Raw genomic sequence first — 25,939 nt, forward strand, 5'->3', positions numbered from 1 at the left:
GGAAGGAGAGAGCCGCCCCAGCGCTTTCGCTCCTGCTCCTCCCCCCCCCCCCCCCCCCCCCCCGCCTTTGCGTCTGGCCGCACAACCCCCACAGTTGGATACCAAACCCGCTGTTTTATTTCACCAGGTGTGTTTGTTTCGCCGGATGTGCACCCGCGCTCCGGCGTACTTGCGTGATGGGCACCGTCTGAGGGTGAGTTATCGTGTACGGGGGGTAAAAACAAACGGCATGACCCGTACATTTCCGTCCCGGGAGAGTTCAGCCGATGGCGAGGCAGTTACGAGCCGAGCAGACCCGCTCGACGATCATCACGGCGGCTGCTGACCTGTTCGACCGTCGCGGCTACGAATCGACCAGTCTCAGCGACATCGTGGAGCACGCCCAGGTCACCAAGGGCGCCCTGTACTTCCACTTCGCGGCGAAGGAGGATCTCGCCCACGCGATCCTCGAACTCCAGTCGCGCACCGCCCGCCGGCTGGCGACGGAGACCGACAACCGCGGCCACACCTCCCTGGAGGCGCTGATGCGCCTCACGTTCGGCATCACCCGCATGTCCGTCGAGGACCCGGTGCTGCGGGCCGGTCTGCGGCTCGCCACCGGGGGGATCCGGCCCCGGCCGCCGCTGAGTCACCCGTTCACGGAGTGGCTGGACATCGTCACGGCCCGGCTCGTCGGCGCGGTGAAGGAGTCCGACGTCCAGCCTGACATCGATATCGACGTCGTGGCCCACTCGTTGGTCTGCTTCTTCGTCGGCACCCGGGTCGTGGGCCGCTCCCGGGAACCCGTCGCCCGCCAGCCCCGCCGCACGGCCGAGATGTGGACCATACTCATCCGCGGCCTGGTCCCGGTGACCCGCCGCGCACGCTATCTGAGCCTGGCGGCGCGCCTGGAGCGGGAGATCGCACCGGTCTGACGGAGTGGGCGGGACCGCAAAGGCCCCGCGCGTTACGGTGAGGCCCATGCCCGACACCCCCACCGCACCCGTGCTCCTCGGCAACCAGCCGGGCTCGTTCCCCCACAGCGTGCTGGCCGAGCGGCACCCCGCGATCATCAAGCAGGTCCGCGAGGCCTTCCCGTACGAACCGGGGCAGCACCGCGCCCTCGACGAGCTGCTGGCGAACTGCACCGAGGGCGCGATCGAGCCCCTCCCCGCCGACGCGCACGACCGCGACCGCTGGGACGGCTGGGGACTGCGCGACCACACCGGCCGGTCCTGGTTCGACGTGCCGTGGCTGTGGTCGGAGAGCTGGTTCTACCGCCGGCTGCTCCAGGCCGTCGGCTACTTCGGCCCCGGCCCCTGGCAGGGCATCGACCCCTTCCGCCCCTTCAAACTGGCCGAACTCGACTCCGCCGAGACCGACGAGGAACTCGCCGCGCTCGACGGCCTCGCCGGCCGGCCCGCCGGTGACCACGCACAGGCACTCCTGCACGGCTCCCTCTGGGGCAACCGCGCCGACCTCGGGTTCCGCCTCTCCGCCGAGGGCGCACGGGGCGCGGACGCCGCGCCCGGCCTGGTCGCCGACGACAGCGCGAGGCTCTGGGCCCTGCTCGACCGCGCCGGCCCGGGCACACTGTGCCTGGTCGCCGACAACGCGGGCCGCGAACTCGTCCCCGACCTGCTCCTCATCGCCCACCTCCTGACGAGCGGCCGCATCGGACGGGCGGTCCTGCACGTCAAGCCGTATCCCTACTACGTCTCCGACGCCACCACCTCCGACGTCGTCGACGCCCTGCGCCGTCTCACCGGCGCCGGGGGAGCGGCCGCCGCGTACGGGCAGCAACTGTGGTCCGCCCTGGCCGACGGCCGCCTCACCCTGCGCGCCCACCCCTTCTCGAGCGCCCCGCTGCCGTACGCGGAGATGCCCGGCGACCTGCGCGCCGAGTTCGCCTCGGCCACGCTGACGATCGTCAAGGGCGACCTCAACTACCGCCGCCTGGTGGGCGACCGGCTCTGGGCCCCGACCACGCCCTTCTGGGACGTCACCGCGTACTTCCCCGGCCCGGTCGCGGCGCTGCGCACCCTGAAGTCCGACGTGATCACCGGCCTCGACGCCCGCACCGAGGCCGGCCTGGTCGCGGCGGAGGACCAGCGCTGGCGCACCAGCGGCACGCACGCGCTGATCCAGGTACGGGACGCCGGGTAACGGGGCTCGGGGTGACGGTGATCCGAGGGGGAACGTCACAAGGGCGGCCGGAACTCCCCCCTCACCCCTGATTCACGCGATGGTGTGATCATGTCCGGCCGTGCGGATGCCGCCGACGGGCGCCGGGTAGGGCCCGGCCATGACGCAGCCGTTCGAACTCCCGCACTTCTACATGCCGCACCCCGCGCGGCTGAACCCTCATCTCGAGGAGGCCCGGGCCCATTCGTCCCAGTGGGCGCGCGAGATGGGCATGCTGGAGGGCTCCGGCGTCTGGGAGCAGGCCGACCTCGACGCGCACGACTACGGCCTGCTCTGCGCCTACACCCACCCCGACTGCGACGGCCCCGCCCTGTCCCTCATCACCGACTGGTACGTCTGGGTCTTCTTCTTCGACGACCACTTCCTGGAGAGGTACAAGCGCAGCCAGGACCGCGCCGCCGGCAAGGCCCACCTGGACCGGCTGCCCCTGTTCATGCCGCTGGATCCGTCCACTCCCCTGCCGGAGCCGGAGAACCCGGTCGAGGCGGGCCTCGCCGACCTTTGGGCGCGTACGGTGCCGAAGATGTCCGAGGACTGGCGCCGCCGCTTCGCCGTGGCCACCGAGCACCTCCTGAACGAGTCGATGTGGGAGCTGTCCAACATCAACGAGGGGCGGATCGCCAACCCCGTCGAGTACATCGAGATGCGCCGCAAGGTCGGTGGCGCCCCCTGGTCGGCCGGGCTCGTGGAGTACGCGACCGCCGAAGTGCCCGCCGCCGTCGCCGGGTCCAGGCCGCTGCGGGTGCTGATGGAGACCTTCTCCGACGCCGTGCACCTGCGCAACGACCTGTTCTCCTACCAGCGCGAGGTCGAGGACGAGGGCGAACTCAGCAACGGCGTCCTGGTGCTGGAGACCTTCTTCGGCTGCACCACCCAGGAGGCCGCCGACACCGTCAACGACGTCCTCACCTCCCGCCTCCACCAGTTCGAGCACACGGCGTTCACCGAAGTGCCCGCGCTGGCCCTGGAGAAGGGCCTCAGGCCCGACGAGATCGCTGCCGTGGCGGCGTACACCAAGGGGCTGCAGGACTGGCAGTCCGGCGGCCACGAGTGGCATCTGCGCTCCAGCCGCTACATGAACGAGAACGCGGCGCCCGGTGGCAGGCCGTGGCCGGGGTGCACCGGCATGGGCACGTCCGCCGCCGACGTCCGCGCCCTGCTCGCCTCGGCCGGCGCCGAGCGCACGCGCTCCTACACGCACGTGCCGTACCAGAAGGTCGGGCCGGCACGGATCCCCGACATCCGCATGCCGTTCCCGCTGGAGCTCAGCCCGCACCTCGACAACTCCCGCCGGAACCTGCGCGACTGGGTGGGCCGGATGGGCATCCTCGCCGAGGGCGTCTGGGATGAGGACAAACTCAGGGCCTACGACCTCCCGCTCTGCGCGGCCGGCCTCGACCCGGACGCCACCCCCGAGGCCCTCGACCTCAGCTCGCAGTGGCTCGCCTGGGGCACCTACGGCGACGACTACTACCCGCTGGTCTACGGCCACCGCCGTGACCTGGCCGCGGCCCGGCTGACCACGGCCCGCCTGTCCGACTGCATGCCGGTCGACGGTGCCGGGCCGCCGCCCCCGGCCAACGCCATGGAGCGCGCCCTCGCCGACCTGTGGCTGCGTACCACCGCGCGGATGACGCCCGAGGCGCGGCGCACGCTCAAGGACGCGATCAATGTGATGACCGAGAGCTGGGTGTGGGAGCTGTCCAACCAGCTCCAGAACCGCGTCCCCGACCCGGTCGACTACCTGGAGATGCGCCGGGCGACCTTCGGCTCCGACCTCACCCTGAGCCTGTGCCGGATGGGCCACGGCCCGGCCGTCCCGCCCGAGGTCTACCGCAGCGGCCCGGTCCGCTCCCTGGAGAACGCCGCGATGGACTTCGCGTGCCTGCTCAACGACGTCTTCTCGTACCAGAAGGAGATCGAGTTCGAGGGCGAGATCCACAACGCGATCCTCGTCGTGCAGTCCTTCTTCGGCTGCGACTACCCGACCGGGCTCGGCATCGTGCACGACCTGATGAGTCAGCGCATGCGGCAGTTCGAGCATGTCGTCGCGCACGAACTGCCCGTGCTGTACGACGACTTCCGGCTCTCGCGAGAGGCACGCGCCGCCATGGGGACGTACGTGACGGACCTGCGGAACTGGATGTCCGGCATCCTGAACTGGCACCAGAAGGTGGACCGCTACAAGGACGAGTGGCTGTCCCGGCGCGCTCACGGCTTCCTCCCGGACCGGCCGCCGGCCGTGCCCGTCCCGGCGTTCCGCTGAGGCGGCGTTCTCCCGTCCGTTCCACTCGGCTCGTCGAGGTCCGGCGCGGGCAGCGCGTGCGTATCGCCCGGGCCGACCGCATCAGGGCACGTCCCTCCCGCTCGCGCCCGGCGAGCGCGGCTGGAGGGACGTCTCCCGGCTGCCCGGGGACCAGGTGCCGTGCGTCATGGGCACGTCCTGCGGCGCGCACGCCCGGCCCCCGACGGCCCGGTCCGGGGCCCCGCAGTCTCACTCGTTCGTGGCTCGTCGGCAGGCGATGCGCCGGGTAGAGCACCTGCCGTGATCGTCCCGCATCCGCCGGAGGCGATCGGCACCCTCCGGAGGCGAGCCATGGAACAGACCGCGCTGCGACCCAAGCCGATGCCGGGCCAGGACCCCGGCGGGGCGGCGCCGGCGACAGGGGCCGGCCCCTCACGGCCCCGCCCGCACGCCGCCCGGCGGCGCGGGAGACGGCTGCTCAACCTGCTGTTCGCCGGGTTCGTGGGGGTGGTCCTGGTGCTGTCCGGGATCGGACTGGGGGCGATGGGCGCCACGGTGGCCGGCAAGGGCGGCGTCATCGACCCGCGCGGGCGGCTCGCGCCCTCGCCTCCCCGTCCCTCGCCGTCCGCCCTCGCGTCCGCGCCCGTCGCGGTGACCCTCGGCGTGCAGGTCATGGACGCCCGCAAGCCCGGGGCCGTGGTCGTCGGGCTGCATGTCCCCGGTCCGGCGCAGCAGGCGGGTCTGGTGCGCGGCGACGTCCTCCTCGTCTTCGGCACGACCCGCATCGACACGGCCGCGGACCTGGTGCGGGCCGTCGCCCGCGCACGTCCCGGCCGTGAGGTGAAGCTGACGGTGCGGCACCGCAGTGGCGGCTACCAGCAGGTGACGGTCGTACCGGCCGTCGTCACGTGAGGCCCACCGGCGTACCGGCGCGGGAGGCCCCGTCCGGTCTCGCCCGTCGGCACGTGCGGGGCCGTCACGTGAGGCACGCCGTCACGTGACGACCCGGACGTGGCCCGTGGGCCGCCCCGTGCCGTCCCGGACGTGGAAGGCGAGCCCGGGCGGCGCTTCCGGTCCGCGATCGGCTCGCCCTCCCAGGGGCATCGCCGGAGTGAAAGCCCGCAGACGGCTCGCGCCGCCCCCTCCGGCCGGGCAGGATGCTGCCCGTAGCCCTTTGTCCGTCCTGGGAGGCCCGGATGACCGGAAGCACGGCCGCGTCCTTCACCGCCGACGACTACCGGGCCCGCATGGAGCGCGCCGCGCGCTCGGCCGCCGAGGCCGGGCTCGCCGGCCTGCTGGTGGCCCCGGGGCCGGACCTGGTCTGGCTCACCGGCTACACACCCCCGGCGGTCACCGAACGGCTCACCCTCCTGGTCCTCGCCGCCGGGCAGGACCCCGTCCTCGTCGTCCCGGCCCTGGAGGCGAGGGACGTGCGGAAGGCGGCCGGCGCGCCCGCCCTGACCCTGCGCGACTGGACCGACGGCAACGACCCCTACGCCGCCACCGCGGCGCTGCTCGACGCCTCGGGCCGGTTCGGCATCAGCGACAACGCCTGGTCCCTGCATCTCCTGGCCCTCCAGCAGACGGTGCCCGGCAGTTCGTACGTCTCGCTCACCGAGGCCCTGCCGATGCTGCGCGCCGTCAAGGACGCATCCGAGCTGGACCTCATGACGGCCGCGGGAGCCGCCGCCGACGCGACGTTCGAGGAGATCAGGAACGTCCCCTTCGCCGGCCGCCGGGAGTCCGAGGTGGCCGCCGACCTCGACCGGCTGCTGCGCCGCCACGGTCACGAGCAGGTCGACTTCACCATCGTCGCCTCGGGCCCGAACGGCGCCGACCCGCACCACGAGGCCGGGGACCGGGTCATCGAACGCGGCGACATGGTCGTCCTCGACTTCGGCGGCCTGAGGGACGGCTACGGCTCCGACACCTCCCGCACGGTCCACGTGGGCGAACCCACCGACGAGGAACGCCGCGTCCACGACATCGTGCGCGCGGCCCAGGAGGCCGGACTCCGCGCGGTGCGGCCGGGCGCCGCCTGCCAGGACGTCGACCGGGCCGCCCGCGCGGTCATCGCCGACGCCGGGTACGGCGCGTACTTCATCCACCGCACCGGACACGGCATCGGCGTCACCACCCACGAACCGCCCTACATGATCGAGGGCGAGGAGCGGCCGCTCGTACCCGGTATGTGCTTCTCCGTGGAACCCGGCGTCTACCTGCCCGGCCGGTTCGGCGTCCGCATCGAGGACATCGTGACCGTCACCGAGGACGGCGGGAGGCGCCTGAACACCACCACCCGCGAGCTGGTCATAGTGGAGTGACGCCACCGATGTCCCCCTCACGCCTCCCGAACGGCAACGGCGCGACCATGACCCAGGCACCCACCCCCACCGCGGACACCGTCCGCCGACTGGTCCGTTCCCTGCTCAAGGACGGCAAGGACGGCAGGAGCGGCAAAGAAGGCAAGGGCGGCAAGAACGACGAGGGAGGAGAGGCGAGCGAGGTCGGCAGGGACCGCACGGCCGGCGAGGAGACCGCGCCGGGCAGCGGCCCCGAGGTCCGGCCCGCCACCGAGGGCGCCGAACCCGCCACCTGGTGGGTCGGCACCCGCCACGTGCTGCGCCTCGCCCCCGACCGCGAGGCCACCCTCCGCCAGCGCCGCGAACTGCGTCTGCGCGACCTCGTCCGCCCGCACGTCCCCATGGCGGTGCCGGCCAGCGTGGCGCACGGCGAGTGGGCGCCCGGGCTGACCTACACCCTCGACGCCAAGGTGCCCGGCGGTTCGGGGGAGCGGCACGACGTGTCGGCCGTGGGCGAGGCGGACCTCGCCGCACTCCTCACAGGTCTGCGCGAGGTGCCCGTCCGGCAGGCCGAGACCCTCGGCGTGCCGCGCGCCGCGCCACGCTCCCTGGAGGCACTGCGCCGGGCCGCCGTGCGCGCCGCCGAACGCCTCGCCGAAGCCGACGAGTTCGACGCCGCCCGCCTCGGCCAGCTCACCCCGCCCGCCGCGGCCCAGCTCGCCGCACAGCCCGGCTCGGCGGTCCTCACCCACCACGCACTCACCGGCGGCCACCTCGTGGTCAGCGCCGACGGACGGGTGCGCGGCGTGCTCGGCTGGGGCGGGGCGGTCGTCGGCGACCCGGCCGAGGACATCGCGGGCCTCGCCCTCGCCGTCGGCTCACCGGCTGCCGTACGCGCCGCCACCCTCGCCGGCTACGGCGCCCGCCCCTGCCTGCGCGGCCTGTGGCTCGCCCGCTGCGACACCGTCCTCCACCTCGCTGAGGCCCTCACCGGCAAGGACACCGCCCTGCTGCGGACCCGGCTGCGCCACGCCTGGGAGCCGATCCTGCTGGAACGGGTGACGGACCTGGGAGCCGGCGACGACGCCCTGTAGCGGCGCGGGCGCGGAGATGCCCTACGACCGTCCTCCGCCCATGCGGCGCACCGTCGCGGCCGTCTCCCCGCCGGCACCGTGACCGGCACGCAGGACGCGAAGCCTGCTGACCCCTCCCCGGGCTCAGTCCTGGACGAGCACCACGCCCGACTCCCCGGGCAGCCGCACCACCCCGTCCGCCCCGGGCGTCTGAATCGGCTCCCACGCGGCCAGCACGCGCGCGTGGGGCACGCCGAGCGGCAGCGTGGCCGCCTCCCGGGCCAGGTTCACCACCACGAGGACGTCCCCCCGCCGGAAGGCGATCCAGCGCCGCTCCTCGTCGTAGGCCACCTTGGTGTCGGCGAGGTCGGGATCGGTCAGGTCGGGCTGCGCGTGGCGCAGGGCGAGGAGCTGCCGGTACCAGGCGAGCACGCGCGCGTGGGGCTCGCGTTCCGCTTCGGACCAGTCGAGGCAGGAGCGGTTCCGGGTGGCCGGGTCCTGCGGGTCGGGCACGTCCTCCTCCTTCCAGCCGTGCGCGGCGAACTCCCGCCGCCTGCCCCGGCGTACTGCGTCCGCCAGCTCCGGGTCGGTGTGGTCGGTGAAGAACTGCCAGGGTGTGCCGGCCGCCCACTCCTCGCCCATGAAGAGCATCGGTGTGAACGGCGCCGTCAGGATCAGCGTGGCCGCACACGCCAGCAGCCCGGGGGAGAGCAGGGCCGAAAGCCGGTCCCCCTGGGCGCGGTTGCCGACCTGGTCGTGGGTCTGGCCGTAGCCGAGCAGCCGGTGCCCGGCCACCCGCGTGCGGTCCAGGGGGCGTCCGTGGTGCCGCTGCCGGAAGCTCGAGTACGACCCGTCGTGGAAGTAGCCGCCCGTGAGGGTCTTGGCGAGACCACCGAGGGGAGCGCGCGCGAAGTCGGCGTAGTAGCCCTGCGCCTCGCCGGTCAGCGTGGTGTGCAGGGCGTGGTGGAAGTCGTCGTTCCACTGCGCGTGCAGCCCGAGGCCGCCCTCCGCTCGGGAGGTGATGAGCCGCGGGTCGTTCAGGTCCGACTCGGCGATCAGGAACAGCGGCCGGTCCACCTCGGCGGCCAGGGCGTCCACGGCCGTCGACAGTTCCTCCAGGAAGTGGTGCGCGCGCGTGTCCACCAGCGCGTGCACCGCGTCCAGGCGCAACCCGTCCAGCCGGTAGTCCCGCAGCCAGGCCAGGGCGCTGCCGATCAGGAACGCGCGCACCTCGTCCGAGCCGGGCGCGTCCAGGTTGACCGCGGCGCCCCAGGGCGTCTGGTGCGTGTCAGTGAGGTACGGCCCGAAGAGGGGCAGGTAGTTGCCGGACGGGCCGAAGTGGTTGTGCACCACGTCGAGCACCACGCCCAGGCCGAGTGCGTGGGCCCGGTCGACGAAGCGCCGCAGCGCCTCGGGCCCGCCGTACGGCTCGTGCACCGCCCACAGCGAGACGCCCTCGTAGCCCCAGCCGTGCGTGCCCGGGAAGGGGCACAGCGGCATCACTTGCACGTGCGTGACGCCCAGTTCGGCGAGATGGCCGAGCCGCTCGGCGGCCGCGTCGAGCGTGCCCTCGGGCGTGTACGTCCCCACGTGCAGTTCGTACAGCACCGCCCCGGGCAGCGGCCGCCCCTGCCACGCCGCGCGCCACGCGTAGCGCTCGTGGTCGACGACGGCGCTCAGCCCGTCCGGGCCGTCCGGCTGCCGGCGCGAGCGCGGATCGGGCAGCACCGGACCGTCGTCCAGCGCGAAGCCGTACCGTGACCCGTCGCGTGCCTCCGCCTCGGCCCACCACCACCCCGCCCGTTCCGGATCGCGCTGCAACGCGTGAGTGACGCCGTCGCACTGGAGTGTCACTCGGCCGGCCTGCGGTGCCCACACCTCGAACTGCACGGACGGCTCCCCTTCGTCTGCTCACCGTGATGTAGCCCGTCCATGGTGCGTCAAACGAGATCAATCCGCTGGTGCATCCGCCCTTTTGCGGCGGGTGTCGCCGGGTACGCGCGCGTGGCGGCCGTTTTCCCGTTTTCTGGACAGCCCGGCCGCGCTGCCCGACAATCACCAGCGTGACGTCGTCCTTCGAGTTCAACACGTACCCCGCGCGGCTCTCCGACGTGGAGCGCGACAGGGCGCTGAAGGCGCTCCGTGACGGCGTCGCCATGGGCCGCCTGTCCCACGACACGTTCATCCGCCGCATGGAACTCGCGCTCGCCGCCCGCCGCCCGGACGAACTCGCCGTGCTCACCGCCGACCTGCCCACGGAGAGCCGCTTCTCCCGCGTGGTGTTCGGCGCCGTCGAGGCGGTCTCCGGGTTCACCGTACGGCTGCGCAGGGCCTGGCAGGCCGAGCGGCTGCCCAAGCTGCTGCTGCCCCAGCCGGCGCACGACCATCCGCTGCGCATAGGGCGCGACCCCGCCAGCGGGCTGCGCCTCAACCACGAGACGGTCTCCCGTGTTCACGCCGAACTGCGCCACCAGGGGGGCATGTGGGTCCTGCGCGACCTCGGCTCCACCAACGGCACGACGGTGAACGGACGGCGCGTCGTCGGCGCGGCCGTCGTCCGCGAGGGCGACCAGGTGGGCTTCGGGCGGATGTCGTTCCGGCTGTCGGCCACCTGACCGGAAACCGACGCACGCCTCAGCCCCGGCCTGGGGATTACCGGTTGCCGCTCGAAAAGGCGTGGCTCAAATCCCTTTGCCGTCGACAGTGTTGACGTACCCCTGAACTCGTGACTGACTGTGCGTACGCCATCTACACCTGGTGAACCGACGGCATCGCACGGGGGAGGTGTGCCCTGTCGCCCCTCCCGCGTTACCCGACCGTCGACGAACTGGGCGCCCGGGCCGCCGCCCTCGTCGCCCGCCACCCCCGTGACGCCCGGCTGCGCCGGGCCGGCACGTCCCGCGCGGGCACGCCCCTGTGGCTGCTCTCCGCCGGCCACGGCAGCCGCCAGGCCCTCGTCGTCGCCGGCCCCCACGCCAACGAACCCGTGGGCGGCGCCACCGTGCTGCGCCTGGCCGAGCGGGTCCTGGCCGACCCGCGGCTCACCGAGGGCGCCGACGCCACGTGGAACCTGCTGCTGTGCCTCGACCCGGACGGTTCGCGCCGCAACGAGGGCTGGCTGACCGGCCCCTACACCCTCGGCCAGTACTTCCGGAACTTCTTCCGGCCCGGCTTCCTGGAACAGCCCGAGTGGCTGCCCGACGGCGCGGCCCGCGCCGCCCTGCCGGAGACCCGCGCCCTGCTCGGCCTCCAGGACGAACTGCGGCCCTTCCTGCAGTGCTCCCTGCACGGCGTCGACGTCGGGGGCGGCTTCGTCGAACTCACCCACGACCTGCCCGGCCTCGCCCCGCGCCTCGCCCGCATCGCCGCCCGGCTCGGCATCCCCCGCGAACTCGGCGCCTACGACGCCCTGTACTGGCCCGGCCTCGGGCCCGCCGTCTACCGGATCCCGCCGCCGCGCCGGGCCGACCTGGCCGCCGCCATCACCGAGGCCGCCGTCGAGTCGACGTGGTTCCACCCCTACCGGCACGGCACCGTCACCGCGGTCGTCGAGGCGCCCATGTGGGGCGTGGCGGCCGTGGCGGACGGCTCCCCGCCCGCCGACCGCGACGCGGTGCTCCGGGCCGTCAGCAGCACCCTGCGCCACGACACGGACCTCTTGCGGCACCTGCTGGCCCGGCTCCGGCCGCACCTCGCCGGAGTGCCCGAGGCGGCGCGTCTGCTCGCCCCGGTCGACGACTATTTACTGGTCTGCCCCGGCCTCGCCGACGCCTGGGACCCTGACACCCCCGACACCGGCGGCAGCGCGGCGCACCCCCTCCCGCCCCTGAGCACCGCCCACCTGGCCGCCCTGCGTATCTCCGGGCGCCGGCTGGCGCTGCGCACCGCGGGGCTGCTGCACCAGCTCGTGCGGGCCTCCGGCAGCGACCCGGCCGGGGCGCTGCCGGAGCTGGACCGGCTGATCGACGCGTGGTGCGCCGACTACCGCGACGGCTGCGGGGCGCGCTGGGTCCCGGTGGCCTGGCAGGCGGCGTACCAGGCGCGCGTGGTCCTCTCCGCGTTCGAACTGGCCCTGCGGCACACCCGCCCGCACACCCCCTCGGGCGAACCGGAGCGGGACGCCGGGGCGGCCGTGCCCTGACAGCCGTTGCTGTTGGCGCATTCGGCGGACGGCCGACAAGTGATGGGAGAGTCCCAGCGGCACGCGGTGCACGCGGCATGCCGCTGGGACCGTGCGGACATCTGGCTCCCGCCGCGCGGCATTCGCCAACAGCATTACAGCCGGGGCGGCGCCGCTACCGCGTCTCCTCGCGCGCGTGCAGCGCCGCCGCCACCACCGTGCGGGACTGGTGCTCGACCTGGTTCTCCAGCGGCACCCATCGGGCGCGGAAGCGTTCCGCGAAAGCGCCGCTCCAGGTCGCGACGAGCTCTTCGAGCCGCTTCGCCGCCTGCTCGTCGGTCCCGCGCAGCACCCGCAGCAGCATGGCCGCCGCCCGCAGAGGAACCCGGCGCGCGAACGCGTCCACGCTGCCCACGTACGCCCGGGTCCGGTCGGCGGGCGGTGTCTGGACCAGGTCCGCGGCCAGCCCCGGCACCAGTTCCAGCCCCCACCGGGCAGCCCGCAGCAACGGCCCGTCCAGACCCGCGAGCCGGGGCAGCGCGGCGTCGAGCACGCGCGTCACCTCCAGCGCGTCGCGCTGCAGCCGGCGCGCCAGCCGCCCGATCGCCGCCCCCGGAGCCGGATGCGGAGCCGGGTCGTCCACCAGGTCGCTCGCCCACATCGGCACCTCGACCACCGCGGTCAGCCCGCCGTACCGGTGGGCGTGGAACCAGGTGCTGCGCCGGGCGTCGTCCGGCAGGCTCGGGTACGCCGGTCCGATGCCCGGCGCGGGCATCACATGCACTCCGGGGCCGGACGCGGGCCAGCCCGCGGCGTCCGAGGCGCCGGTCTCCACCGGGATGTGCAGCTCGGCCGCGGACTTGGCGAACGGCTCGGCCAGACCCGGTATGTCCTTCGTCAGCTGCACCCAGCTGCCGCCCAGGTCCGTGCCGTGCAGGGTCACCTGGAGGTAGGGGCGCAGCTCGTCGATGACGCCGGTCAGGGCCCGGGTCTCGGGCGGCAGCCGGTCCGGCGGCAGCACGGACGGGGCCCACTCCGGCTGCTCCGGGCCCGCGGGACGGAAGAAGCCGAGGTGGTAGTCGTAGAGGCTGCGCGGCGCAGGTGTGACATGCAAGCTCGCCCCGTCGGGGTCCGCGCACAGCAGGAAGTGCCAGGAGATGCCGTCACGCAGCTCCCGCTGCTCCAGCACCCGGCGGGCGACCGCGAGCAGGGTGCAGGAGCCGGTCGGCTCGTTGGCGTGGGCGCCGGCGACCACCAGCACGGCGCGGCGGGCACGGCCCACGGACAGCAGGTGCAGGGGTCTGCCCGCGCGTGAGGCACCCACCTGCCGCAGGGTGCAGACGCCAGGGCGGTGAGTGGTCAACGCCCGGGCAGCCGAGACCAGTTCGGTCACCGTCGGGTAGCGCAGCTCCGGCAGGGCACTCATCCCCGTCACATCCCCCCGAGTTCGCCCTCGCAGTACCCCATGGCCATGGTGCGGTGTCAAGGGCGCGCTGGGGGAGGCTCCGCGGGGCGCCCGGAAGCATGAACCGCCGGGGAGCGGCTGCGGTGCCCGGAGCAGCCGGTTCCGGGAGGCCGGAACCGGGAGGCGGCTCGTCCGTGGCGAGGCCGGCGGCGGCCACGTCCGGGCCGTCGAGCACAGCTCCACGGCGGTCCGGACGGCCGCCGCCGGGGTGGGCGTCTGCGCCGTCCTCACCCCCGACCCGGCCTGGAGACGCACGCTGACGGTCGTCTCGCGCGTTCCGCCCATCGGTGCGGCACAGGCGTTCGCGACCTGCTGCGAACGGCCTGTCCGCACCGGACCCCGGTCCCGGCCGCACCCCCGGCGGTGTACGAGGACTGCCCGCAGGACGCCCCCGTGGTCGCCTGAGCTCAGTCGCCCACCTTCTCCAGCAGCGCCACCGGCAGCCCCGCGAACAGCTCCGCCACGCGTGCGTGCCCCGTGAACTCGCGTCCCGGCTCCAGGACGTCCGCCCAGCGGCCCGGCGGCAGCCTCAGCCCCGTGTCCTGCCAGCCGCCCGCCTCGGCGAGCCGGAGCGACAGGCGGGTCACGGCCGTCAGCGTCTCGCCGGAGCGGACGAACGCCAGGCAGTGGTGTGCCGCGGGTCCCTGGGCCGGCAACGGCAGGTACGTCGCCGTGTCGCCGAAGGCGTCGGGGCGGCGGGCCCGCAGCGCGAGCGCCGCACGCGTCACCGCCGCCTTCTCCCCGGACGTGCCGCCGGTCTCCTCGGGCGGGAAGCTGACCGCCCGCCGGTTGTCGGGGTCGACCAGGGCCCGGGCCTCGGCCTCCGTGCCCTGGTAGACGTCCGGCACCCCCGGCATCGTCAGCTGGACCAGGGCGGTGCCCAGCACGTTGGCCCGGATGTGAGGCGCGAGCGACTCCCGGAACGCGGCGACCCGCTCACCCGGTGTCCCGCACGGCCCGGCCGCCACGAACCGCTCCACCGCCTCCTCGTACGGCGGCTCCTGCTCGGTCCAGCTCGTGTACAGGCCCGCCTCGCGCACGTGCTTCAGCAGAGCGCCCCGCACCCGCTCCCCGGACCCGGACACCGGGCCGAGCCCGAACACCGTCTGCCAGGCCGCCCACGCCAGTTGCGCGTCGGGCACGCCCTCGCCGGTGCGGGTCACCTCGGCCAGGACGTCCGCCCACCGGCCGGGGCACTCGGTGAGCACGTGCAGCGCCGCCCGGACATCGGCACTGCGCTTGGTGTCGTGCGTCGAGACCACCGTCCCGGTCGCCGGCCAGTCGCGCTGCACGCGCGCGCAGTACGCGTGGAACTCCTCCGGCGACATGGCGGGACTCCCCGGGTTCCCGCCCACCTCGGTCGCCGACAGCAGCGGCACGTACCGGTAGAACGCCGTGTCCTCCACGGACTTCGCCCGCAGCGCCGACGCGGTCTGGGCGAACCGCGTCCGGAACTCCACGTGCGCGGGCCCGTCGCCGTAACGTCCCAGCACGAGGTCCCGTACGACGTCCACCGCGCCGGCCTCCTCGGGCACGGCGAAGGCGTGCCGGGCCTCGGCCGCGGCCTCCTCGGTGACCACGGCCGCGGCGTCGGCGGACTCGTAGGGGCGGTAGACCTCCATCCGCACCAGCAGCTCCTGGAGCGCGGTGCGCAGCGCCCAGGGCGCGCGGTCGCGCAGCGCCGGCTCCGGCGAGGTCGCGCACAGCCGGGTCGTCACCCGCGTCAGCCGGTCGGTCTCGGTCGCCAGCTCGTGCGTGAGGACCTTGTACGCCGCCCGCCGCACCGTCGCCTCCCACTGGCCGCCCCGGTCCGTCTGCGGGGCCGCGAAGCGCCGGTAGCGCCCCAGGAGGTCCCCGAACCCGGCCGGGTCCGTGAAGAGCCCGTCCACGTGCCGCAGGGCGTCGTAGCCGGTGGTGCCCGCGACGGGCCAGGAGGCCGGCAGGTGCTCCCCGTCGGCCAGGATCTTCTCCACGACCGTCCAGCGGCCGCCCGTCGCCTCGTGCAGCCGCGTGAGGTAGGCGTCGGGGTCGGCCAGCCCGTCGGGATGGTCGACGCGCAGCCCGTCGATCACGCCGTCGTGGAGCAGCTGGAGGATCTTGTCGTGGGTGGCCTCGAACACCTCCGGGTCCTCCACCCGCACCCCGATGAGCTCCGAAATGCTGAAGAACCGCCGGTAGTTGAGCTCGGTCCGGGCCAGCCGCCACCACACCGGGCGGTACCACTGCGCGTCCAGCAGATGCGGCAGCGGCAGGTCCTCGGTGCCCTCGCGCAGCGGGAGGACGTGGTCGTAGTAGCGCAGCACGTCCCCGTCGACGCGCAGCTCCCCGAGGACCTCGGCCAGCGGCCCGCCGAGCAACGGCAGCAGCACCTGACCGTCCTGCGCCTCCCAGTCGATGTCGAACCAGCGCGCGTACGGCGACTTCGGGCCCTCGCGAAGCACCTCCCACAGGGCGCGGTTGTGCCGAGGGGACATGGCCATGTGGTTCGGGACGATGTCCACCACCAGGCCGAGCCCGTGCTCGCGCGCGGTGCCCGCCAGCGCCCGCAGCCCCGCCTCGCCGCCCAGCTCCTCGCGCACGCGTGCGTGGTCGACGACGTCGTAGCCGTGCGCCGAGCCCGGCACCGCCTCCAGGACGGGGGACAGGTGCAGGTGCGAGACGCCGAGCGAGGCCAGGTACGGCACGGCGGCCGCGGCTGCTCCGAACGGGAACTCTGGCTGCAGCTGCAGCCGGTACGTGGCCGTGGGCACCACCGGGTCAGGTCGCTCAGGTGTCATGGAAACGTACGTACCCGCCCCGCCGCGGTTCGTGCCCTCGCCGCCTCCGGGTGCGCCGCGCGTCGCCCGGACGGGTGGCTCTGTCCGGACGACGCGGCGACGGCACGGCGACGGCCGACGACGGCACGGCCCTGCGGGCCGCCGGGCGGCTACACGGGCCGCTGGAGGACCGTCAGGCTCCGGTCCGTGAGGGTCAGCCGGTCCCCGGCCTGCACCTTCGGGCCGGTGCCCGGCGGCACCCCGTCCCCGCGGGCGGTGTCGACCACGACCTGCCACTGCCGCCCGTGATCGACCGGAACCACGAATTCCAGCGGCTTCGGCGAGGCGTTGAACATGAGCAGGAACGAGTCGTCGGTGATGCGTTCCCCGCGCGGGCCCGGCTCCGAGATGGCGTTGCCGTTGAGGAACACCGTCAGCGCCGACGCCTGGGCCGAGTCCCAGTCCCGCTGGGTCATCTCCCGTCCTTCCGGGGTGAACCAGGCGATGTCGGACAGGTCGTCGTGGGTGCCCTCTACGGGCCGTCCGTGGAAGAAGCGCCGACGGCGGAGCACCGGGTGGTCCCGGCGCAGCCACACCATCGCGCGCGTGAAGGCCAGCAGGTCCCTGCTCGGACCCCCCTCGGCGTCCTCTGTTTCCTCGGGCCACTCCACCCAGGCCAGCTCGTTGTCCTGGCAGTAGGCGTTGTTGTTGCCGCCCTGGGTCCGGGCGAACTCGTCGCCGTGGCTGATCATGGGCACGCCCTGGGACAGCATCAGCGTCGCGATGAAGTTCCGCATCTGCCGGGCCCGCAGCCGCAGCACGTCCGGGTCGTCGGTCTCGCCCTCGGCGCCGCAGTTCCAGGACCGGTTGTGGCTCTCGCCGTCCCGGTTGCCCTCGCCGTTGGCTTCGTTGCGCTTGTCGTTGTACGACACGAGATCGTGCAGCGTGAAGCCGTCGTGGCAGGTCACGAAGTTGATGGAGGCCAGCGGGCGGCGTCCGTCGTCCTGGTACAGGTCGGACGAGCCGGTCAGCCGCGAGGCGAACTCCGCGAGCGTGCGCTGCTCGCCCCGCCACAGGTCCCGCACGGTGTCCCGGTACTTGCCGTTCCACTCGGTCCACAGCGGCGGGAAGTTGCCCACCTGGTAGCCGCCCTCGCCCACGTCCCACGGCTCGGCGATCAGCTTCACCTGGGAGACCACCGGGTCCTGCTGGACCAGGTCGAAGAACGACGACAGCCGGTCCACCTCGTGGAACTGCCGGGCCAGCGTCGCCGCCAGGTCGAAGCGGAATCCGTCGACGTGCATGTCCGTGACCCAGTACCGCAGCGAGTCCATGATCAGCTGGAGCACGTGCGGGGACCGCATGAGCAGGGAGTTCCCGGTCCCTGTCGTGTCCATGTAGTAGCGGGGGTCGTCCGTCAGCCGGTAATAGCGCGGGTTGTCCAGGCCCTTGAAGGACAGTGTCGGGCCCAGGTGGTTGCCCTCGGCGGTGTGGTTGTAGACCACGTCGAGGATCACCTCGATCCCGGCCTCGTGCAGCGCCTTGACCGCCGACTTGAACTCCAGCACCTGCTGGCCCCGGTCGCCCCAGGACGCGTAGGCGTTGTGCGGGGCGAAGAAACCGATCGTGTTGTAGCCCCAGTAGTTGTTCAGGCCCATGTCGACCAGGCGGTGGTCGTTCACGAACTGGTGGACGGGCATCAGCTCCAGGGCGGTGACCCCGAGCTCGGTGAGGTGCTCGATGATCGCCGGGTGCGCGAGTGCCGCGTAGGTGCCGCGCAGCTCCTCCGGGAGTCCCGGGTGGCGCATGGTGAGGCCCTTGACGTGGGCCTCGTAGATCACCGTGTGGTGGTACTCGGTGCGCGGGCGCCGGTCGTCGCCCCAGTCGAAGTAGGGGTTGACCACGACCGACGTCATCGTCTGCGGCGCCGAGTCGAGATCGTTGCGCCGGCCGGGATCGTCGAAGTGGTAGCCGTAGACCTCCTCGCCCCAGCGGACGGAACCGCTGATCGCACGCGCGTACGGGTCGAGCAGCAGCTTCGCGGAGTTGCAGCGCAGCCCGCGCTCCGGGGCGTACGGGCCGTGCACCCGGAACCCGTACCGCTGCCCCGGCATGATGCCCGGCACATACGCGTGCCGCACGAAGGCGTCGCTCTCCCGGAGCTCGATCGCCGTCTCCGAGCCGTCGTCGTGCAGCAGACACAGCTCTACTCGGTCCGCGGCCTCCGAGAACACCGCGAAGTTGGTACCGGCGCCGTCGTACGTGGCACCGAGTGGATACGCCTCTCCAGGCCAGACCTGCATGGATACGACTCTTTCAGGTGTGCGGCGCCGGTGGGGACGCCTTGGTCCCGAGTCTCCCCGAAAGTGAGGGAACCTCCTATGACTTATCTCCCTCTTACCGAGTGACCAGTGCATACGCGGTATGCGAAACCCATGGGGCAATCACATACTCCCGGGGCTGTGGGGGAGTGGGGGGAAGACGTGCGCAACATAGTGCACCGCCACCTGGGCAAGGTGGTGGCCGGTACGGCCATCGCGGTGGCCGGGACCGCCGTGATGATCGGGATCACCCTGCCGGGCGCGGCCGGGGCGGACGACACGGTGGCCGGGGCCGGGGCGGGACAGTCCGTCCGCCAGGAGAGCGGTGCGGGCCGGGCCGTGGCACCGGGAGTCGTCGAGGAGGCGCCGGCCGAGCAGGACAAGGGCGAGGGCCGCGATCCGCTCACCGACGACGAGCTGGAGCGGGTCGAGAAGATCGCCCTCAGCCGGCAGCTGTTCCAAAGCGGCGAGAGCGTCGACGGGGACCGGGGCCCGCAGCGCCTCGGTGTCGACCTCGCCGAACCGGAGTCCGACGAGGTCGGCGACCCGGACGCGCCCCGGCGCGCCGACGTCACGTTCTACGACTACCGCAACGACACCCTGGTCACCAGGACCGTCGACCTCGGCACCGGCACGGTGGTGCGGACCGGCACCCAGCGCGGCGTTCAGCCACCCCTCAGCCGCGCCGAGAAGGCCGAGGCGGCCAGGCTCCTCATCGCCGACCCGCTGGGCGCGGACCTGAAGGCCGACTACCAGGACGCCACGTCCGGGAAGCTCACCTCCCCGGACCAGCTGCAGCTCAGCGGCGCCGTCTACCGGGCCGCGCCGGGCGCCCAGCCCGCCGTGCTCGACCGGTGCGGCGAGCACCGCTGCGTCCGGCTGTTCCCGAAGATCAAGAACGGTCCGTGGGTCGACGCCCGGTCGCTGGTGATCGACCTGAGCGCCCGCAAGGTCGCCCGGCTCGACGACTGACCCGCCTCTTGCGCTCACCCGTCCACCTCGCTCCTCCTTGTCAGGGAGTCACCTCGTCATGCGCGTGAACAGAAACAGCAAGGCCCGCACCCGTGCGGCCGTGGGCCTGACCGTGGCGGCGCTGGCCGCCGGCGCCACGGCCGGCGCGGGACCGGCCACGGCCCAGCCGAAGGCCGCCCCCGCGGCGCCGGCCGCCGACTGCAGCGCCGCCTACCGCATCGAGCGGAAGCTCTCCACCGGCACGACCTGGCGGATGTGCTGGCGCTACCACAACAAGGCCGGCCTCGTCCTGGAGAAGATCTCGTACCAGCGCAAGGGCGAACCCAAACCGATCAAGGTCCTCAACAGCGCCCGGCTCGGCCAGATCCACGTCCCCTACGACGACGGCAACATCGAGTACGACGACCTGACCGGCTTCGACTTCGCCCAGGGACTGATGAACCTGGCACCCGGCGAGTGCCCCGGCGGCACCATCAAGACGGTCAAGGTCCCCGACTCCTGGAACGAGGACCCGAACGTCAAGGGCCTGTGCACCACCACCCGCTCCCGCGGTCACGCCTACCGCATGCAGGGCGACACCGCGAACAAGGTCTACCAGGCCGAGGGCAAGGACCTCCTCGTCTACACGGTGAACCAGGTCGGCTGGTACGAGTACATGACCGAGTGGCGCTTCCAGGACGATGGCGCGATCACCATGAACGTCGGCGCCACCGGCAGCCTCTCCTGGGACGACTACGACGCCGGCGACGGCCGCGGCTGGCCCATCGGCAAGGGCGCGAGCGCCAAGGCCACCAGCCACAGCCACAACGCCTTCTGGCGGCTCGACTTCGCGCTCGACGGCTCCACGAAGAACACCGTCGAGCAGTACGACTCCACCGTCACCGCGCCCACCAGGGGACAGCGGGCCCCCACCACGAAGACGACCCGCACCAAGATCACCAGGGAACTCGCCGGGAACAGCAAGGACTACCGCTGGTGGCGCGTGGTCAGCGCGGCCGGCAAGAACAAGGACGGACACGCGCGCTCCTACGAGATCGTCCCGGGCCCCACGACCAAGTACCCGGGCCGCAGCTACACCAAGCACGACCTGTACGTCACCCAGTACAACAAGTGCGAGATGTTCGCCAGCCACAACCCCGGCAACTGCGGGCGCGGAGCCGGTACCTCCGTCGACAAGTGGGTGAACGGACAGGCCCTCAAGCACCCCGTGGTCTGGATGAACATCGGCTTCCACCACATAGCCCGGGACGAGGACCAGCAGCCCATGCCCGTCCACTGGCAGGGCTTCTCCATCGCCCCGCGCGACGTCACCGCCATGAATCCGCTCACCCCGGCCGAGCTCGGCTGGCAGAACGGACACTGGCAGCCGCGCCGTTGAGAATGATGCTGCCCATCCGGCTGCACCGCTGACCGCTCCCGGAGTACCCTTCCTTGATCGTTGACAAGGGGAGTGCTCGGGGGAGCGGAAGGCGGTGCGCGGGTGGGCTCGGGAGGGCTGGAGCTGCCCCCTGGTGACGAGGGTCACAAGGGGAACTCCGCAGACGTCCCGACCGGTGCCGTGTCCCTGGCGCGGCCGATGGACGCGGCGGGCGCGATCGGCCCGGAACTGGACTGGAACGCCGACGCCTGGCGCGAGGTGCGCACCCGCGCCCAGCGGGCCGGCCGCGCCTACATCTGGCTGAACCTCGTCGAACAGCGGCTGCGCGCGGTCGTCGCCGCCGTGCTGCGCCCCGTCTACGAACCCGTCCACGGCGACGACTGGGTGGTGGCCGCCGCCGGACCGGCCGGCCAGGAGTGGGTGCAGCGCGCGGTCGCGGTCCGCGAGGTCAGCCGCCGCAAGGGCTATCTGCTCGACCCGGCCGACGACAACGTGCTGTCCTTCCTCACCCTGCCGCAGCTGCGCGAGCTGATGGTGCAGCACTGGCCCTGCTTCGAGCCCTACTTCGACGACCGCCGGGACGTCGAGCTCGCCCTGGACGAGCTGGAGGTCACCCGGAACGTCGTCTCCCGCAACCGCGCCCTGTCCGAGGCCGTCCTGAACCAGGCCGAGCGCGCCTCGGCCCGGCTGCTGGAGATGCTCGGCGCGGGCGGCGACGTGCCGTCCGCGCGCCGGCTGCCCATCGACGCGGTGGAGGACCTCGTCGGCGACCGGTACGCCGACGTGGTCGCCGTCCACCCGGACCGGGTGCGGCTGATGCGGCAGTTCCCGGCCGAGGACATCTTCGGCGGCGCCCGCCGCCTCGACGCCATCGGCATCGGCCTCAACCTGCTCGTGCAGAACTTCTCCGGCCGGCGCCTGGTACGGCTGGCCGAGTCCGGCTGCCGGGTCAGGCTCCTGTTCCTGAACCCCGCCTCCAGCGCGGTCAAGCGGCGCGAGCGCGAACTGGGCATCAAGCGCGGCGAGCTCAGCCGGGCCGTCGAGATGAACATCCTGCACATGCGCCGGGTGCGCGCCCGGCTGCGCGACCCGGGCGCCTTCGAGATCCAGGTCTTCGACGAGACGCCCCGCTTCACGGCCTATCTGGTCGACGGCGACGGTGCGGACGGCATCGCGGTCGTGCAGAACTACCTGCGCCGGACGCGGGGCATGGAGGCGCCGGTGTTCGTGCTGCGCAACGGCGGCAAGGTGGTCAAGTCGGGCGAGGTCGACGAAAGCGGACTCTTTCCCACGTATCGCGAGGAGTTCGAGGTGATGTGGGCGGATTCGCGGCCGGTGTCGTGAACTGTGCCCCGGTACGGGGTGGTTCTCCCGCTGCCGTCGGGGCCAAGCGGAACGCGATCCTCTGATTGTCAGTGGTGCGTGGGAAGGTGGAGACCACTGGGGGAACGCACCATGAGAAGGGGGGCCGCCCATGGGTTGGCACCGGGAGCTGCTGATCGGCTTCGACCTGGAGACGACGGGCACGGATCCGCGCCAGGCACGCATCGTCACGGGGGCCGTGATCGAGGTCAGGGCCGGGGAGCCGGCAGGTCGCCGGGAGTGGCTGGCCGACCCGGGTGTGCCGATCCCCGAGGACGCGGTGGCGGTGCACGGCATCAGCAGCGAGCGGGCGGCGGCCGAGGGCCGTCCGGCCGACCAGGTGGCGGACGCGCTCGCCGACGTCCTCACCTCGTACTGGAAGACGGGCGTACCGGTCGTCGCCTACAACGCGACCTTCGACCTGACCCTGCTTGCCGCCGAGTTGCGGCGTTACGGCCTGCCGTCCCTGCGCGACCGCCTCGGCGGCGTCGACCCGGGCCCGGTCATCGACCCCTACACCATCGACCGCTGGGTGGACCGCTACCGCCGCGGCAAGCGCAACCTCGAAGCGGTCTGCGCCGAGTACGGCGTCGTCCTCGACACCGCCCACGACGCCCTGTCCGACGCCCTGGCGGCGGCCCGGCTGGCCTGCGCGATAGCCGACCGCCACCCCAAGATCGCGACCCTGGGTCCGGCGGCCCTGCACCACCGCCAGATCGAGTGGTACGCGCGGTGGGCGGCGGACTTTCAGAACTTCCTGCGCAGCAAGGGCGACGCGACGGCACTGGTCGACGGGGCGTGGCCCCTGCGGGAGTTGGCGGACGAACCGGTCTGAGACGGCCTTCGGGCCGTCAGAACGGATACCACCGCACGGTCTCGTCCCCGGCCCTCAACGACCTCACCCGGCGCTCGAATTCGGCCAGCGCCTTCGGGTTGCTCGGCGCATGCTGAGCAACCCAGGCACAACTGGCCGTCTCGCGGGCCCCGCGCAACACAGAGCACCCCTCCCACACGCGTACGTCCCAGCCGTAGGTCTCCGCGAAGGACTCGTACGCCTCGTCCGGCACCCCGTACCGGTCGTGGGCCAGCGCCATCACCACCAGATCGTGCTCCCGCAGATCCGAGGACACCGTCTCCAGATCCACGAGCACCGGCCCCTCGGGCCCGACATGCACGTTCCGCGGCAGCGCGTCCCCGTGGATCGGACCCGGTGGCAGCCGCGGCGTCACAGCGGCGACCTCCGCGGCGAAGGCGTCCCGCCGCTGACGCAGGTACGTCGCGTCCGCAGGATCGATCGCATCCCCCGCGAGCCGCAGCCACCGCTCCACTCCGCCCAGCAGATCACGGCCCGGAAGCGCGAAGGGAGGCCGAGCCGTGGCATGCACCACCCGCAGCAGTTCGGCCACATCCCGCGGCTCGGCGGGCCGCACGGCATCCGGCAGCCGATGCCACACCGTCACCGGATGCCCGTCGACCAGCAGCGCCTTCGGCTCCGCCGCCCGCACCGCCGGCACACCCTCCTCCGCGAGCCACACCGCCACGTCCAGTTCGCGGCGCGCCCGGTCGAGGAGTTCGGCGTCACGGCCGACCTTGACGACCAGGTCACCGGCGGCGAACACCGCGTTCTCCCCGAGGGCGAGCAGCAGAGCATCCCGGGCCGCGCCGGGCAGCACCCCGGCCTCGGCCAGTACGTCCCGGGCCCGTGCCTCGTCCATCGTCCTCCTCCGTCGTCCGCCCTTCGACCGCCGGGTTCCGGCCATCCACCGGTCAGTGTCGCATCGGCACAGCTCGGGAGGGCTTGCACGGCGCCTTGACGAGGCAGACCGCATGGGCGCCCCGGTGCGTCAGGGGCCGGCGGTGGCGAGCTTCGCGGCGAATCCGAGGAAGAGCGCACCGGCCCCGCTGGTCAGCCCGGCCGACAGACGCCGCCGACGGCGGAACTGCGCCGAGAGGTAGGTGCCGCCGAGGATCAGCAGGGTCACGTAACCGACACTGATCACCTGGTAGATCAGCGCGAGCAGTCCGAAGGACAGCGCCGGGTACGGATACGACGGGTCGACGAACTGCACGAAGAAGGAGATGAAGAACAGGATCGCCTTCGGGTTGAGCAGGGTGATCAGCAGCGACCGGCGGAACGGCCGCTCGTCGTCCCGAGTGCTCCCGGAGTCCGCGGCCGGTGCCTCCACCGTGCGGGTGCGCCACATCTCCAGGGCCGAGCGGATCATCCCGAAGGCGATCCAGGCCAGATAGCCGGCCCCCGCGTACTTGATGACGGAGAAGACGAGCTCGTTGGCGCGCAGCAGCGAAGAGAGTCCCGCGGCGGTGAGCAGCATCAGCAGGCCCTCGCCGATGAACACGCCGGCCGCGGCCCGGTACCCGGTTCGCACGCCCCGCCGTGCCGCCACGGACAGCGTGTAGAGGGAACTGGGCCCCGGCAGCAGAATGATCAGCAGTGTCCCCAGGGCGTAGGTGGAAAGATTCGACACTCCCAGCATCTGCTGCTCCCTTCGGTGTGTCAGCGGCGGCCCGGCGTCTGCCGTTGGCCGGCCGACGTTGTCGCCGGTGGACTGTGGTGCGACATGACCAACTGATCGCCGTCCGCGATCCGTTCCAGAGCGTAGTCCGCGGTGGGCGGCAGGCGTCCCCTCCGCACACGGCGGAGGGCGCGGAAAACTCGTTGTGCCTTACCGCTGGCACCGCCTAGCGTGCAGCTCGTGGGTATCAACGCGATCTACATCTCCGGTCACGGCCGGGGCTGCGCGCACGCCGCCAGGACGCGCCGCCGCCCCGGAGCCCTGACCGGCCCGGGGAGCCACGCCCGCTGAGCCCGGCGTACCGCCTCCCGCACTCCCACCTGTCTTCCGGTCAGGGCCCTCGTCTGCCCTATCTCACCTTCCGGAAGACAAGGACCGCAGGCCATGGCCCGCCCCACCACGCTTTCCCGCGCACTCTCGCAGAACTTCCTCACCGACCGCGCCGCCGCCGAGCACTTCGCCCGGCTCGCCGTCCCGCCGGCCCACCCCGTACCGCTGCTGCTCGAAGTCGGCGCGGGCGAAGGCGCGCTGACCGCCCCGCTGGCCCCGCGCTGCCGGGAGCTGCGCGCGTACGAGATCGACCCGCGGCTGGTGCCCGTGCTGCGCGCCCGGTTCTCCGGCACCCCGCACGTGCGCGTCGTCGGCGGGGACTTCCTGGCCGCGCGTCCGCCGCGTACGGCCTTCTCGGTCGCCGGGAACGTGCCGTTCTCCCGGACCGCGGCCGTCGTCGACTGGTGTCTGCGCGCCCCCGCCCTCACCGACGCCACCCTGCTCACCCAGCTCGAGTACGCCCGCAAACGCACCGGGGACTACGGCAGCTGGACGCTGCTGACGGTCCGCAGCTGGCCCCGCTACGAGTGGCGGCTGCTCGGCCGGGTCGGCCGGCGCAGCTTCCGGCCCGTGCCGCGCGTGGACGCCGGGGTGCTGCGCGTGGAGCGGCGCGCGACCCCGCTGCTCGACGCCGCCGCGTACCGGGGCTGGCGGAGCCTGGTCGAGCTGGGCTTCTCCGGAGTGGGCGGCTCGCTGCACGCCTCGCTGCGCAGGGCCCACCCGAGGCGGCGGGTGGACGCCGCGTTCCGGGCGGCGCGCCTGGACCCGGGCGCGCTGGTGGGCGAGGTGGCGCCAGGGCGGTGGCTGCGGCTGCACGAGGTGCTGACCTCGTAGAAGAGCAGGAGATTGCACGAGATGCCGTGTCTCGCCTGGTCGACGCCCCGGAGGCCGCCCGC

General features: G+C 73.0%; 19 protein-coding genes. 13 read left to right on the forward strand and 6 right to left on the reverse strand.

All coding sequences use genetic code 11. The features are described from left to right. The first annotated feature begins 266 nt into the window (after positions 1-266). The 6 genes from ACZ5TL_RS28580 (at position 267) to ACZ5TL_RS28605 (ending at position 7,826) form a co-directional block, all read left to right on the forward strand. Positions 267-914 carry a ScbR family autoregulator-binding transcription factor gene (locus tag ACZ5TL_RS28580; RefSeq protein WP_468593363.1) on the forward strand — a complete coding sequence of 216 codons (648 nt, stop codon included), beginning with the start codon at positions 267-269 and terminating at the stop codon, positions 912-914. Between the two features lie 46 nt (positions 915-960). Beyond that, positions 961-2,145 carry a damage-control phosphatase ARMT1 family protein gene (locus tag ACZ5TL_RS28585; protein ID WP_468593365.1) on the forward strand — a complete coding sequence of 395 codons (1,185 nt, stop codon included), beginning with the start codon at positions 961-963 and terminating at the stop codon, positions 2,143-2,145. Between the two features lie 139 nt (positions 2,146-2,284). Then, on the forward strand, positions 2,285-4,450 hold the full coding sequence (gene cyc2, locus ACZ5TL_RS28590; protein WP_468593366.1) for a germacradienol/geosmin synthase Cyc2: 2,166 nt from the start codon (positions 2,285-2,287) through the stop codon (positions 4,448-4,450). 330 nt (positions 4,451-4,780) lie between these two features. After that, positions 4,781-5,341, forward strand: a complete 561-nt coding sequence (locus ACZ5TL_RS28595; RefSeq protein ID WP_468593368.1) for a PDZ domain-containing protein — start codon at positions 4,781-4,783, stop codon at positions 5,339-5,341. A gap of 284 nt (positions 5,342-5,625) precedes the next feature. Further along, entirely contained in the window at positions 5,626-6,753 is a 1,128-nt protein-coding gene (locus tag ACZ5TL_RS28600) for an aminopeptidase P family protein (RefSeq protein ID WP_468593370.1), read from the forward strand. Positions 6,754-6,800: 47 nt separating this feature from the next. Then, positions 6,801-7,826: an aminoglycoside phosphotransferase family protein gene (locus ACZ5TL_RS28605; RefSeq protein ID WP_468593522.1), complete on the forward strand. Its 1,026-nt coding sequence runs from the start codon at positions 6,801-6,803 to the stop codon at positions 7,824-7,826. A gap of 123 nt (positions 7,827-7,949) precedes the next feature. Here ACZ5TL_RS28605 and treZ read toward each other — a convergent pair whose 3' ends face one another. Then, the gene (gene treZ, locus ACZ5TL_RS28610) at positions 7,950-9,695 is read right to left on the reverse strand and encodes a malto-oligosyltrehalose trehalohydrolase (RefSeq protein ID WP_468593371.1); all 1,746 of its coding nucleotides are present in this window, start codon (positions 9,693-9,695) and stop codon (positions 7,950-7,952) included. Positions 9,696-9,868: 173 nt separating this feature from the next. Here treZ and ACZ5TL_RS28615 point away from each other — a divergent pair, with 173 nt between their 5' ends. Then, on the forward strand, positions 9,869-10,420 hold the full coding sequence (locus ACZ5TL_RS28615; protein ID WP_468593372.1) for an FHA domain-containing protein: 552 nt from the start codon (positions 9,869-9,871) through the stop codon (positions 10,418-10,420). A gap of 176 nt (positions 10,421-10,596) precedes the next feature. Continuing rightward, the gene (locus tag ACZ5TL_RS28620; protein ID WP_468593523.1) at positions 10,597-11,946 is read left to right on the forward strand and encodes a M14 family zinc carboxypeptidase; all 1,350 of its coding nucleotides are present in this window, start codon (positions 10,597-10,599) and stop codon (positions 11,944-11,946) included. A 154-nt stretch (positions 11,947-12,100) separates the two neighbouring features. On the opposite strand, the gene ACZ5TL_RS28625 is transcribed toward ACZ5TL_RS28620, so the two are convergent. From ACZ5TL_RS28625 to glgX, 3 genes are all read right to left on the reverse strand, one after another. Continuing rightward, complete coding sequence (locus ACZ5TL_RS28625; RefSeq protein ID WP_468593373.1) at positions 12,101-13,351, reverse strand: M14 family zinc carboxypeptidase; 1,251 nt, start codon at positions 13,349-13,351, stop codon at positions 12,101-12,103. A gap of 446 nt (positions 13,352-13,797) precedes the next feature. Next, positions 13,798-16,167, reverse strand: a complete 2,370-nt coding sequence (gene treY, locus ACZ5TL_RS28630; RefSeq protein ID WP_468593375.1) for a malto-oligosyltrehalose synthase — start codon at positions 16,165-16,167, stop codon at positions 13,798-13,800. A gap of 149 nt (positions 16,168-16,316) precedes the next feature. Next, the gene (glgX, locus tag ACZ5TL_RS28635) at positions 16,317-18,449 is read right to left on the reverse strand and encodes a glycogen debranching protein GlgX (RefSeq protein WP_468593377.1); all 2,133 of its coding nucleotides are present in this window, start codon (positions 18,447-18,449) and stop codon (positions 16,317-16,319) included. A gap of 180 nt (positions 18,450-18,629) precedes the next feature. On the opposite strand from glgX, the gene ACZ5TL_RS28640 reads away from it, so the two are divergent. The 4 genes from ACZ5TL_RS28640 (at position 18,630) to ACZ5TL_RS28655 (ending at position 23,014) form a co-directional block, all read left to right on the forward strand. Continuing rightward, the gene (locus ACZ5TL_RS28640) at positions 18,630-19,439 is read left to right on the forward strand and encodes a Tat pathway signal sequence domain protein (protein ID WP_468593378.1); all 810 of its coding nucleotides are present in this window, start codon (positions 18,630-18,632) and stop codon (positions 19,437-19,439) included. A gap of 58 nt (positions 19,440-19,497) precedes the next feature. Continuing rightward, on the forward strand, positions 19,498-20,817 hold the full coding sequence (locus ACZ5TL_RS28645; RefSeq protein ID WP_468593379.1) for a copper amine oxidase: 1,320 nt from the start codon (positions 19,498-19,500) through the stop codon (positions 20,815-20,817). Positions 20,818-20,889: 72 nt separating this feature from the next. Continuing rightward, complete coding sequence (locus ACZ5TL_RS28650; RefSeq protein WP_468593524.1) at positions 20,890-22,161, forward strand: SAV2148 family HEPN domain-containing protein; 1,272 nt, start codon at positions 20,890-20,892, stop codon at positions 22,159-22,161. Between the two features lie 130 nt (positions 22,162-22,291). Continuing rightward, positions 22,292-23,014, forward strand: a complete 723-nt coding sequence (locus tag ACZ5TL_RS28655) for an exonuclease domain-containing protein (protein WP_468593381.1) — start codon at positions 22,292-22,294, stop codon at positions 23,012-23,014. Between the two features lie 16 nt (positions 23,015-23,030). On the opposite strand, the gene ACZ5TL_RS28660 is transcribed toward ACZ5TL_RS28655, so the two are convergent. Both ACZ5TL_RS28660 and leuE read right to left on the reverse strand, forming a co-directional pair. Then, a complete protein-coding gene (locus ACZ5TL_RS28660) occupies positions 23,031-23,894 on the reverse strand; it encodes a phosphotransferase enzyme family protein (protein WP_468593382.1) in 864 nt (287 codons plus the stop codon). 129 nt (positions 23,895-24,023) lie between these two features. Next, complete coding sequence (leuE, locus tag ACZ5TL_RS28665; RefSeq protein ID WP_468593383.1) at positions 24,024-24,674, reverse strand: leucine efflux protein LeuE; 651 nt, start codon at positions 24,672-24,674, stop codon at positions 24,024-24,026. Between the two features lie 423 nt (positions 24,675-25,097). Here leuE and erm(O) point away from each other — a divergent pair, with 423 nt between their 5' ends. Further along, complete coding sequence (gene erm(O), locus ACZ5TL_RS28670; protein ID WP_468593384.1) at positions 25,098-25,877, forward strand: 23S rRNA (adenine(2058)-N(6))-methyltransferase Erm(O); 780 nt, start codon at positions 25,098-25,100, stop codon at positions 25,875-25,877. Positions 25,878-25,939 lie beyond the last annotated feature (62 nt).

This window comes from Streptomyces sp. NPDC033136 (assembly GCF_055578235.1).

Bases quoted from the DNA above. Each gene is read 5' to 3' on its own strand.
- ACZ5TL_RS28625 (WP_468593373.1), bottom strand. From the start codon at position 13,351: ATGAGTGCCCTGCCGGAGCTGCGCTACCCGACGGTGACCGAACTGGTC.
- ACZ5TL_RS28605 (WP_468593522.1), top strand. From the start codon at position 6,801: ATGACCCAGGCACCCACCCCCACCGCGGACACCGTCCGCCGACTGGTC.
- glgX (WP_468593377.1), bottom strand. From the start codon at position 18,449: ATGCAGGTCTGGCCTGGAGAGGCGTATCCACTCGGTGCCACGTACGAC.
- leuE (WP_468593383.1), bottom strand. From the start codon at position 24,674: ATGCTGGGAGTGTCGAATCTTTCCACCTACGCCCTGGGGACACTGCTG.
- ACZ5TL_RS28660 (WP_468593382.1), bottom strand. From the start codon at position 23,894: ATGGACGAGGCACGGGCCCGGGACGTACTGGCCGAGGCCGGGGTGCTG.
- ACZ5TL_RS28655 (WP_468593381.1), top strand. From the start codon at position 22,292: ATGGGTTGGCACCGGGAGCTGCTGATCGGCTTCGACCTGGAGACGACG.
- ACZ5TL_RS28600 (WP_468593370.1), top strand. From the start codon at position 5,626: ATGACCGGAAGCACGGCCGCGTCCTTCACCGCCGACGACTACCGGGCC.
- ACZ5TL_RS28585 (WP_468593365.1), top strand. From the start codon at position 961: ATGCCCGACACCCCCACCGCACCCGTGCTCCTCGGCAACCAGCCGGGC.
- ACZ5TL_RS28595 (WP_468593368.1), top strand. From the start codon at position 4,781: ATGGAACAGACCGCGCTGCGACCCAAGCCGATGCCGGGCCAGGACCCC.
- ACZ5TL_RS28580 (WP_468593363.1), top strand. From the start codon at position 267: ATGGCGAGGCAGTTACGAGCCGAGCAGACCCGCTCGACGATCATCACG.
- cyc2 (WP_468593366.1), top strand. From the start codon at position 2,285: ATGACGCAGCCGTTCGAACTCCCGCACTTCTACATGCCGCACCCCGCG.
- ACZ5TL_RS28645 (WP_468593379.1), top strand. From the start codon at position 19,498: ATGCGCGTGAACAGAAACAGCAAGGCCCGCACCCGTGCGGCCGTGGGC.
- treY (WP_468593375.1), bottom strand. From the start codon at position 16,167: ATGACACCTGAGCGACCTGACCCGGTGGTGCCCACGGCCACGTACCGG.